The 12,000-nt window shown below is 50.2% G+C and carries 6 protein-coding genes; 3 read left to right on the top strand and 3 right to left on the bottom strand.

Going from position 1 to position 12,000, the window contains the following annotated elements; genetic code table 11:
• Window positions 1-1,590: 1,590 nt before the first annotated feature.
• From MXE39_RS12345 to MXE39_RS12355, 3 genes are all read right to left on the bottom strand, one after another.
• A complete protein-coding gene (locus tag MXE39_RS12345; protein WP_246979009.1) occupies window positions 1,591-1,836 on the bottom strand; it encodes a hypothetical protein in 246 nt (81 codons plus the stop codon).
• A gap of 1,509 nt (window positions 1,837-3,345) precedes the next feature.
• A complete protein-coding gene (locus MXE39_RS12350) occupies window positions 3,346-4,194 on the bottom strand; it encodes an aldo/keto reductase (protein ID WP_246979008.1) in 849 nt (282 codons plus the stop codon).
• Between the two features lie 375 nt (window positions 4,195-4,569).
• Window positions 4,570-4,737, bottom strand: coding sequence for a hypothetical protein (locus MXE39_RS12355; protein ID WP_246979007.1), 168 nt, complete (start codon window positions 4,735-4,737; stop codon window positions 4,570-4,572).
• A gap of 1,100 nt (window positions 4,738-5,837) precedes the next feature.
• On the opposite strand from MXE39_RS12355, the gene MXE39_RS12360 reads away from it, so the two are divergent.
• From MXE39_RS12360 to MXE39_RS12370, 3 genes are all read left to right on the top strand, one after another.
• A complete protein-coding gene (locus MXE39_RS12360; protein ID WP_246979006.1) occupies window positions 5,838-8,387 on the top strand; it encodes a methyl-accepting chemotaxis protein in 2,550 nt (849 codons plus the stop codon).
• 1,357 nt (window positions 8,388-9,744) lie between these two features.
• Complete coding sequence (locus tag MXE39_RS12365) at window positions 9,745-11,169, top strand: tetratricopeptide repeat protein (protein ID WP_246979005.1); 1,425 nt, start codon at window positions 9,745-9,747, stop codon at window positions 11,167-11,169.
• Window positions 11,170-11,254: 85 nt separating this feature from the next.
• Window positions 11,255-12,000 (top strand): helix-turn-helix domain-containing protein (locus tag MXE39_RS12370; protein WP_246978300.1); only part of this gene is annotated, 746 nt, incomplete at its 3' end.

Raw genomic sequence — 12,000 nt, forward strand, 5'->3', positions numbered from 1 at the left:
GTGACCCTCAACTGGTCAGGATATGGCATCAATGCCGAGCTCGACCTGAGCCAGGCAATTGGCACAGCCCCAATATTTGCCCAGAACGATGCTGCAGCCCGCTTCCGCGTCAGCTACAGCTTCTAAAGACAGGCCAATGCACCAGTAATAACAGCAAAAATGACTTAAGCATGAGCATGCATCCCAAAAGGCCCGGCAAACACATGACAGCAGATCAAGACCATTGTCCCGGGCCCAAAATGAGACATGGCAACGCATGCCCGGCTGGTCATGAGATAACAGTACCGGCAGCTGCCGCGCTGCAAGTGAGATAAGAGGCACGGCAGCCGCGTGCTGAAGCATGAGATAACAGTAAGGCCCGCCAGTGCGGGTCTGAGATAACAGGTAGGCGCGACAGCCGCGTGCTGAAGCATGAGATAACAGAACGGCCCGCCTGTGCGGGTCTGAGATAACAGACGCTGCAGCCACTTGCTGTAGCATGAGATGACAGAACGGCCCTCCAGTACGGGTCTTAGATAACAGGCGCGGCAGCCGCGTGCTGCTGCATGAGATAACATTCTGGGCCGCCAATGCGGACCTGAGATAATTGGGGGCTACCGCTTGCGGTGCCGTATTTGATAACAGTTACTGCGCTCAGCAAAGAGCGCAACTCAGCATAAGGAATTCACCATGAATCTTCATTTTCAACTTAGCTCAGGCACGAGCTGTCACATTCCTCTGAAAATGGGACTTTCATTCGCTTTCAGCTCCAATTCTTCCCTTCATATACCATGGCCGCATGCGCCTCAGGCACTGCCAGAAATGCCAGAACTATCACTGGCTAAGGAACATAATTCACCGTGACTCAGTCCCAGGACATTAAGCTTTATGGTTTGAGGCTTCATGCCTGTAATATTTGAGCTGTTCACTGGTTGATCTCAGCCGGTGCAAGGCTGTTCAAGCCTTTATTGCAGGTATTCAGCCGCTCTGAGGCTCTATGTCTTGTCAGTGTTCAATCTGATTTACTTGCATTGCAGGATAGGAGTTTTGCCATTTGTATGAGCTTTTGAGGGCAGCGGGCTGGTGTGGCAGCACAGCAGAACGCTGTCTGGTGAAACGACACAGCACAACGTTGCCTGCTCAGGCTGTACAGTAGAACGCGGCCTGGTGCCATATTGTGCAGTCTTGAATGCCGCCTGCCTGCCTGGCTGAATGCCTGTTCTGCAGGGATTGCAGCATGTTATGCTTTGTGGAGAGGGACTGCCGTGTGTCGGTATGAGGTGCTGCAGTTGGGGGATAGGGAGATCAGCCATCCAGATCAGACTGAAACAGGGAGCATGCCTGCAGGCTGGGGCTGTCCAGAGGGAGGGATTGCAGCTCTGCGGCTTTGTCTGGGAGGGAGACCTGTGGGAAAAACCTGATAACAGGCATAAAAAAGGGCCCATCTGCCTGGCAGTGGGCCCATGTCACATGCTAATCGGTTTAAGCTGGCAGCCGGCCTGACGTAAGACCGGCAACTTTTGCTTTTTGAAATTCCGGGCTGCCCTTCTGGGGCCCCGTGGGCCTTACGGCCGCATATTTAACTGGTTAATGTGCAACGAGTCTGCTTTATCAGCTGCGGGTACACTGTGACTGCGTGCTGTGAGGAACTCTCATAAGGGCACGGTCAGTCTCAGTGAAGTCGGCTGCAGTTAATGTGCATTTGACAGAGTTTCTGTACAGACCATGTGCGCTGTTATCAGAGCGTGACATAATTTCCTGACCTCCTACAGCTAAGGCTATAACGAGCAGCACACCCAGACGTACTTTGTGTGATGTGGAAAGTGATGCTTTTTTCCTGGACGCAGATAACTTCATTATCCATTTTCCATAGAGCAAGGCTCTCGAGTCCTTTCTTACTGCCGTTCCAGCCAGTCGTGTTAAGGCGCTGGAGGCATAAGTTCGTCGGGTGCCTGAGTAGCAAAACATTGTGTTCTAAAGCGCTTTGCAGAGCGCGGTCTGTTTGATTGCCTGTTGCTATGACAATTGCCGCAGTTTCAGGGGTGCGGTCTTTATTTTTCAAGCCTGAATGCTGTGGACTTTTCTCTTTATGAGACCTGAATCTGCTGTGTCAGCTTCAGCTGTCTAGATATGCATTCGACTTGCTGCTGATTGTATCTAAGTGTTATGGCCATATGCAAGTATTTTTTTAGAAATTTTCCAGCGATAAATCGCTTATATTGGCTATCCATTACGATGCATACGGGGTGTAAAAATCCCATTTACATGCAGCTTTTGCATATCTAGAAAATCATAAAAATTGCTGCACATTTTTCATGCAATGATAATTATTATCATTAGCTGCCCTGACTTGGATTGAATTTTTTCAATGATTAATTTCTGAACAATGCCATCAGAATTTTCAGTTGTTTGCTCATGCTCAAAGTCACATCGCCCGCTGTCTTCCCTATGCACAAAATGCTTGTACATATTATTTTATAGCGTATCCTGATATCGAATGACGCATACAGAACTGGTAATGCAGGCGTGCAGTCATGGCTTATGATCAGGACAGGACATGCTCCTGTCTTCAGGAAGCGCCTGGGCTGTCTTCCTGTGCGTGACTAATGCTGGACTGGACAGGATAGACAGGCAGCTCATGCTGTGTGTAAACGGGGCCTGAAGCAACATAAAGTACCACTGAGCAGGTCATAACTGCTGTGCAGCGCTTCTGTAGAACTTCGGGTATGAATCAAGAGCGTGAACAAGTGAGCACGAAACAAGGCGCATGACCCAGTGAGTACTAATCAAGGTGTGCAGACCAGGGAGAACGAAACAAGGCGCATGACCCAGTGAGCACTAATCAAGGCGTGCAGACCAGGGAGAACGAAACAAGGCGCATGATTGCGCCGCACCTTGCCTGGGCAAGACGCTGGCTGCGGTAAATGCTTGAGGTGTAATCTTAAGGCAGCTGTATTGACAGGTGAAGGGAATGTAAGGGAAGAAATGGACAAATACGATAAAGGGCGGGAACGAAATTGCATTGCGGCCCATGGTCACGGGACCGGGGCAGGATGGAATAGCGGCTGGGCATGCAGCGCTGACGGAGCGCTGCGTTAGTACCAGACATGCAGGTCAGGATGCAGGTCTGACTGCATGATTTTTTGTATGCCGACCGCATGTCTGTGGCCTTCAGGTGCAGGTGCAGGTGCAGGTTCATGTGCGTTGCATGCGGAGGTGCCATGTGGCTGCCTTGCCTGTCGGTGAGGGCATGGGATGCCGTTGTAGGGCAGGGGCTGTGGAGCTGGCCATGCTTTACGCCTGCCCGGTAGCGGGCAGGTATGCTGGAGCATATTAAGGACAGGCAAGCTGTGAGAGGAGTTACTTTTAGAAAGTAACCTCATCAGGATACAGGCCTGATTCACCTGTGACAGGCAGGGCGTCAATACGCTGCATGTCCTCGGCTGAGATTTCAAAATCAAAGACCTGAGTGTTTTCAACCATGCGGGATGGAGTAGCAGTCTTAGGCAGAGGCAGGGTGTTGTGCTGCAGGCACCAGCGCAGGCAGATCTGGGCTACTGACTTGCCATACTTTGCAGCCAGCTCAATGAGCAGAGGATTGTTGAATATGCGCTCCTGTCCCAGAGGGCTCCATGCCTCAACAACAATGCCTTCTTTCTGGCACAGCTCTACGGTTTCACGCTGCAGGTAACCCGGGTGGATTTCCAGCTGGTTGACCATTGGCTTTACCTCAGCGCCAAGCAGTGCCTTGAGGTGGTGTGGCAGGAAGTTGGAAACACCAATCGACTTGATGCGACCTGCCTTGTACAGCTCGGTCATGGCCTGCCAGGTGTCAAGATTAATCTGCTCCCAGTCGGCAAAGCGAGAGGATGAAGCCGGCCAGTGAATAAGGTAAAGATCAAGGTACTCAAGTCCCAGATCATTGAGGGTACGATCAAATGCAGCCAGAGTAGTCTTATAGCCACGATCATCATTCCAGACCTTGCTGGTGATAAAGAGCTCTTCTCTGGCAATGCCTGAGGCACGAATACCTGCTCCTACGTCCTTTTCATTGCCATAAATGGCTGCACCATCAATATGACGATAGCCACTTTCAATGGCTTTGCGCACTACCTCGGCGCCACTTTCACCAGTAGCTACTTTCCAGGTGCCAAAACCAATGCATGGGATTGAGTAGCCGTTGCTGAGCTTGAAAGAATCGTTTAATGACTTCAAGACCTGTTTCTCCTGTCTGATCAAATCCTTGTACACCAGGTTTCCCAGCTCACTCGTATGAACATATATGCTGAGCAGAGCTCTGTCTGTAGGCAGATTCCATGCCTGACAGGCTATGCCATGCCAGTTGACATATGGCATGACTGTCTGCAGATGTTGTTCCTGGCAGGCCATTCCAAACCTGTCAGATGATGCTTTGCCTGACAGGCTATGCCATGTCTGTATGCTGCTGGTCGGCACGTTGGTTTATAGCCTGCCTGATGAGCGCAAAGGTAACCATGGTGTTCTGTCTTTAGACTACCACAGCCATGCATGCACTGTGAACAAAACCATATCAATGCATATTTGTCTCAAACACAGCTGAAAATGGCCATTTCATGTGCACCATTGCGACTCCTGTATGGCAGTGTCGTTTGTGCTGCAGACTGTCCCCATGAGTTTAGTGCTTGCGATGCTATCCTTGTCCTTGTCCTTGTCCTTGTCCTTGTCCTTGTCCTTGTCCTTGTCATTGTCCTGCTCCTTCTCCTTGTCCTTTTCTTTCATCTCCTCTGACGAGAGCTCTGCCCTCTTTGATGAGCGTGCTCCATCTCAGCCCAGTTATCTTCAAGACCATGGGCAGCTTTCGGTATCGATATGTCCGTGCCCGGTGTTGTCGTTGCAGGAGAAGCATGAAACACAAACATTGTTTGCAAGGCAATTTCGGTAACTGACATTCACCAGCAGCCACAGGTCAATGGTCTGCCATGCTGGCTGGGACAGGTTATCCCTCATTCATCATGTTTTAGGGCGCCTTGTCAGCCTGCTGCTCTTCCTGAAGCATTGTCAGGTGCTGTTAGCCTTTCTTATTGCTGTCTTTTCGGGCGGGAGGTGGTTTAGTGTCTTAGGTGCTGGCCAGCTTCATGAGCACAGATTATTCGGCTTTGAAAGATAGTACATACGATATGCCGGGCTGTACGACTGGGATACCAGCCTGACAGGCAGCAGGTGGATGTCTCCTGCGTTCTTGATTGTTGTTACCAGGGCGTGCCGGGCTGATTGTGAAGACAGCCGTGGTGATATGGTGGGAGCAGAGGAGCGGATGACGGGCGCGGATGACAAGATAGGGTGGGACGTGGTGGGATGAGATGAGAAGCTTGTGCTCTGGAAATGAGCAAAGTCCGGGGCCTGTCAGATGTAGGCGCTGAAAATCTTTTTCGTGTATTTTTACCTGATTCAATATGCCCTTTGTAAGCCATGAAAGTGCGCATCTATGCAGGGCATGGTCCTTAGGTCTGAGCACAGAGGATTTACGTATGACTAGATTTAACAAAAAATCAATTTGTCCTTTATGCGACGCGACTATCTTAGCCGTGCGCAACAGCAAAGCCCGTATTGTGGCTTTTTTGTGTGCTGTCTGCCGCATCTATTGGACAATTATTATAGAAAAGGTCAAGCCTGTCATGGCCTGACCGGGTGAAAGTAAATTCAGCTTCCTCAGGAACTGTCCTGTCATGTCAAAGCTGTCGTTCATGCAGCTGTTCATGGCAGGTATTGCAGCCCCCTGCTCCAGGACATAAATATGTTCCGGACGGCTCTTGCTGACTGTATGAACCTTGATCCCGGTTAAATCACAACGGTCATGGTTCAGGCAGTGAGAACTGTTTATGCTCAAATTTCTGTGTAACCTCAGGGTTCGTGCCAAACTGCTGCTGAGTTTCTTTTCCGTGCTGATACTGACGTCAGCTGCCTCGGTCAGCTCATTAATCTTCATTGACAATACCCTTGAGGTAGTAGAGCAGACTGATGCCCTGCTTTCACGTGATTATGAGCAGGTAAGTGGCGTTCAGAACAGACTGGCCGCACTTGATTACAAAATCTATGACTTCCTTTCAGGCCGCATTACCGATCAGAGCGAGCGCACTAAGGCTGTCTTTGCTCTGATTGATGAAATCAAGATCTTTGAAGCTGACATCAGAGAAATGCGTGCCAGCAACCATGCTGACAAGGAAAAACTGGACAAGGCACGTAATCTGGCTCTTGAGTGGGCCAGGATTTTCCGTACCCGAGCCAAGGCCCAGCTGCTTATTGGCTCTATAGAGGGCTTCTCTGTTGTGTATAACGAGAGCCTCGGTCCGCTCAACAACCAGGCCTACTCTATTTGTTCAGCCATTATTGCCAGTCAGCATAAGCGCATTACCAATATGACAGGTAGGCTTGCTGACAGCCCGGTTCGTCGTGACATCATCATTGCCATGACTGCCTCTCTGATTGCCAGCATTGTTATTGCTCTGGCCATTTCAGGAAACATCCTGTCTCACCTGCGTTACTGCTCTGACAGAGCTCAGCGTATTGCAGCTGGCGAACTTGATATCAGGATCAAGACCAGGACTCACGACGAGTTTGGCGAGCTCATTATGGCCATTGAGCGCATGAAAAACGCCATAAACGAGCATATCGGCACTGTAGCCGAGCAGACCACTGAGGTGGTGGCCCGACTCAATCAGATTTCTGTGGCAGACCATGCTATTTCCACTGAGCTTCATGAGCATCAGAATCATGCTGTGAATGTTTCCTCAGCTGTTAATGAGATGACCAGTACTACAGCCGAAATTGCCCGCAGCTGTGAAAGTGCTGCCGTAACCTCTGAGCAGACTCATGATGCTACATCCCATGGCATCAGCTCAGCACGCAATACTATTGAGCGTATCCGCGCTCAGGCTGTTAATACCCGCAATGATGCTGACAATATAGCTGCTCTGGTCGATCACTCCAGAAGTATTTCTGCCATCGTCACTACCATTGAAGATATCGCCTCCAAGACCAACCTGCTGGCCCTCAATGCTGCAATTGAGGCAGCCCGTGCCGGCGCTGCAGGCCGTGGCTTTGCCGTAGTTGCTGATGAAGTATGTGCACTTGCTGCTCAGACAGCCCGGTCTACTTCGCAGATTCGCGCTACCATTGAGAGCGTACAGAAGAACACTTCATCCTGCCTTGAGTCGATGAATGCCTCAGTTGCCAATATTGAGTCCATCGCCAATGAGGCCGATGAACTTCAGAGTATTTTTGATGACATTGTGGCCAAGGTCGACAGCCTTAATGATCAGGTAACCAGAATTTCGACTTCAGCTGAGCAGCAGCACTGCTCCACAGGCGAAATCTCCAAGAATATCTGCTCCATTACCAGTACCAGTCAGCATATCAGCTCCATGACTACTGATAATCTCAGTGCTCTTGATGACCTTGTAGACAGAGTATTCAACATGCAAAAAGCCGTCAGCTACTTCAGGACTGAGGCTACGGTTCAGATGATGGCGGCCGCTGCAGCTTATGCTAAGGATGGAATGGATTCCGATGCAAATACTGATACTGGGGATGATGCAGCCTGCTGTGCTGTTAAGCAGCCTGACATACCTGCAGAAGGTACATACTCCATGAGTGGACGCAGCTGGTCAACCAGCACAAATACCGCTATTAGTGCTGCAGGCAGCATTGGCACGAACTCCATTGGTACAAACACTATTGGCACTGGGACCACTGGCGCAGGCAGCAGTGTCGGAGGCCGCAGCGCTGCGACTGCTGGCTCATATGCTGGCAGCACCACCAGTTATCACAGGCACATTGGCTCGGCCAGTGCCATGATTGAAACCATGATGGCTTCCCAGCATGAATCAGGAGCTGACTATACAAACAGCCACCTTCGTGATGTTACTGCAGCGCTTATCAAATCAGCATCTGACCATAAGCAGGCATCTCCTGTAAGCAGTGCTGTCCGCAGTGCAGCAGTCAGTCGTACAGCGGCCTCCTTCAGCAGTGCCACAAGCAGCACCAGCAGCTCCGCCACAGGCAGCTCCAGCAGCTCCGCCACAGGCAGCTCCAGCAGCTCCGCTACAGGCAGCTCCAGCAGCTCAGGGACCTCCATGCGCAGCTCCAGTGGCAGCGGCTCAGCAATGCGCGGCTCCGGCAGCTCCAGCAAAGGCTCTTTACTGTCAGCCTCTGCAGCTGCTGGAAGCAGCATTAAGAGCCTGAAGAGTGTGTCTGCGGGTTCTGTCTCTGGAAGTGCAGCATCAGCTCATGGATTTAACCACTCTTCACCAGCGGCAACAGTACACAAAGCAGGTGCCATAACCATGCATCAGCGTCATGCCTCAAGGAGTGTAAACAGTGCAGGCAACTACGCTTCAGCTCAGCTGACCACCATGGCCCCTGCGGCCTGATGCATCGCACAGCAGGCATAGCCGGTGCGTACAGTTCTGTGCGGCAGAGCAGGGCGCACTGCAGTTCAGCCCGACCTGAGCTCATTATGAGCTCAGTGCAGAGATGACTGCTTGCCTGCAGTGCTGCTGAGCAATAATCGACTCAAACTCCACACAGGGCCCTGCCACTTACTGGCAGGGCCTTTTTTCTGCCTCATACCGGACAAATCAGCCCACCAGTTGCGGCGCCCCGGCAGTATAACGAGTGTTCATAAGCTTTTCGTGCGCGGCTGGTTTTAGTCTCAGGCTCCCTGATACGTGCTTCAGTAAAGGTTTAGTTGTTAGAGCTATATGTTATATCTGGCATCTTTAGTGAGCAGGCGCTTTGACTATATGGCATCGTGTATTCAGGCGTTTTTATCGTCGGGCTGGTATGGAGGTGCTGACAAGCTAACACTGTTATGGTCAGGATTGATGTGCTGGATCACATGTCTGGACGCTGGTCGTCACTAAATGACAGCTCTCTGTATGTTGCCCAGGGTATTTAGGATAGAATGAAATGAGATTAAGCTCTGTTAATCACATCCTTGTATTCACGTACGGTTAATGCTTTGCATCCTTGTCATGAGCATGCACAGACTGGCATCCAGATAGCCTGTTTAAGCCTGTAAAAGGCGGTCAGGCTGTTTAAGGCTCCACTGTGTTCAGCTAACTCTGAAGCAGTAATTAGACACTGCCATAAAGGACAGAACCGGTTGTCCTGAGGCCCCATCTTGGGCATCATGGGCACCATTTGTCTTTTCCATATCAGAGATTAAAGCCCATTACGGGTTCTGACAAATATGCTTCATAGGGCCGTCAACCGGGCACTTTTGCGGTAACATCAGGTACTATGCGCTACATATAACAGGTATTGAGACAGCCCTTGAGAACCTGCCTCATACACTCTGTCAGACACTTCGCAAGATACTTCTTCAGGTACTACGTCAGGTACTCATTACGTATTTGTCCGTTGCTACGTCAGACTCCCCGTCTGGACATGGCTCAAAAGGTCATTTCTGATCAGGGGCACGGCTGCTGCGCCATGTCCGCAATTGGGAATCCCGCCGGGAACAGCAGTGCTTGATACGCCCCGTGCTGACAGTTATCAGGCTCCTGATACATCAGCTCTGCGTAATACTGAGGGGCTGAGTTGTCAGGGCTGTCAGAGCTTTATGAGCCGACTCGTTTTGGCCTTTCATGCCTTATTTTCATCATGCGCCTTTCCGTGAGTTATGGGCATGATTTTTGTAGCTGCCTTACTGTCCTTGTCTTTTTGCCGGTAATCATAAGACGCAGTTACATGCTGAATCCTTAGCTAACTTTCAGGGTTTTTATTATGTCTGGTATTAAAACTGCTCCCAATAGTAATGGACTTAGAACCTCCCTTCTGGTCCTTGGGCTTTGCTCAGTGATCTCTGGTGCAGCTATCAGTGGTCTTGCCCATGCTGGTACCGGACTTAAGAATCCGGCCAACGTTCAGCCTGAGAAGATTATTTCCCAGATTGAGGCTAATCTTGCCGATCCTGAGCACATGAAAAAGATGCAGCGTCAGGTAGAACTCAATGATCAGCGCCTGCTGGGCAGTGCCAGCCTTGCCCGTCAGACTAACGAAGCGGGCGACGCTCACAGTCATGATGGCAAAGCTGTTCTCGAAACAGCTGAGATAAAGAAACTTACCTCAAAATGTGAAGGCGCCAATGATCTGGAGGCCTGTCAGCGTCTTGGTATTCACTATTCCTCACTTGCCATTGACCACAATACTGATATTGACATCAATATGAAGCTGGCCGCTTTCAACCTTGAAAAGGCCTGTACAGGTGGTCTTAAGACAGCATGTACTGTCTGGGGGCATGCTCTTGGCATGTACGGCAACTATTTCGTTGATGATCGCAGCCCTAAGCAGGACTACGCCTATGGTTACAAGCTGCTTTCTCACTCCTGTGAACTGGATGACCCTTTTGGCTGCACCATGTCGGGCCTGATGCTTTTCCAGGGTCGTGGTGTAGAGAAAGACCAGAATGCTGCCAGGGGGATGTTCACCAGGGCATGTGATCTGGCTCTTGCCAAGCCTGATTATGTGCGCAAGTCAGAGAGCAATCTGGGCATGGGCTGCTATTACGCAGGCCGTCTGGTTGCCCTGGAGCACAATACAGCTTCAAAAGACCCAAAGTCCAACGTCATACCTGCTGACTCCGTCTCCTACTACGAAAAAGGCTGCGAGCTTAACAGCCCTGATGCCTGTATGGACCTTGCCAGTTACTATACAGCTGCAGGTGACGGTACCAGAGCTATTGAGTTCTCTCAGCGTGCCTGCTTTGCCGGCAACTCCTCAGTATGTCTGGCCAATGCAGTTCAGCTGCATAACCAGGGCGATGATGCTTCAGCAAACAGATTTCTTGATGCCGGCTGCCAGATGGGCAATGGTGATGCCTGTACTCTTTATGCCAGTAATATGCTCTCAGGTATAGCCATGAAGCAGGACACTTCGACAGCTATTGCCATGCTCGAGCAGGCCTGCAAAATAAACAATGGTCTTTCCTGCATGTACCTTGGCCGACTGTGCGAAACTGGCGGTGCCGAGGTGCCAAATTACAGCACTCCGGTCAATCTCGACCACGCCAGTATCTACTATGCCCGTGCCTGCAATCTGGGCATTGCTGCCGCCTGCGAGTCCCAGAATAATGTAGAGGCCCTGCGCGCCGCATCTTTGCGCAACAATAGCAGCACCCCTGTACCTCCTCCACCTCCACTGGGCCGCTAGTATCAGATTTCAAAAGTTTTGACCCACTGAGTACTAGCAGTAAAATCGTATCGTAATTTGCAAATATATAGTAGAATCAGGGCTTATGAAAAAACTAGAATGCCCTGATTCACAGGCTGCCCATGCCCTGCATAAGCAGCCAGGAACGATTTTACAGCAAGTAAAATCCCGTTTGAAACAAAATCGTGAAGAACTTGCCATTATTCAGCAGGCCTCCTCAAGGAGGATTGACCAGCACGGTATTAAAGAACGTTGTAACGTTGTTATTAGCGCAATGCGCTCCAAAACAATTTGTGAATTATCCAGACTTACTTCAAAATCAAGACAATTTATTAGAAGGTGGCTTAGCAGATACATAGAGCATGGCGTTGACGGTTTACGTGATCGTCCACGATCAGGTCGTCCACCATCTTTAAGTACTGACTCTATTGAGGAGATTAAGGAGCTCTGCTTCACAAGCCCTGATTACATAAAATCCCTTGATGAGTTCGACCATGCCAGAGATTCAATCAGTTCATCTGATTTCTGGACACTTGCAGGCCTTGCAGCAGTTAAGAAGGTATCAGTGTCAACTATGTGCAGGTTCTGCAAAAAACACGGCATAGCAAGGCGTCCATCTGGCTCTTACTGCTTCAGTACTGATCGAGACTATGAGGCTAAGATTACCAGTGTTCATAGAGCGCTCTGCAAAGTGACAGAAGAGAATGATGAAAACATTGTTGTTTTAAGTTATGACGAAAAGCCTTGTATACAGGCAAATCAGCATGCTCTTGTGCCAACTTATGGTATGGACATTAAACCTGGATGCAGGTACATCAGGCACGGTACTAC

Source organism: Anaerobiospirillum sp. NML120511, from assembly GCF_023050955.1.
Taxonomy (GTDB): Bacteria; Pseudomonadota; Gammaproteobacteria; order Enterobacterales; family Succinivibrionaceae; genus Anaerobiospirillum.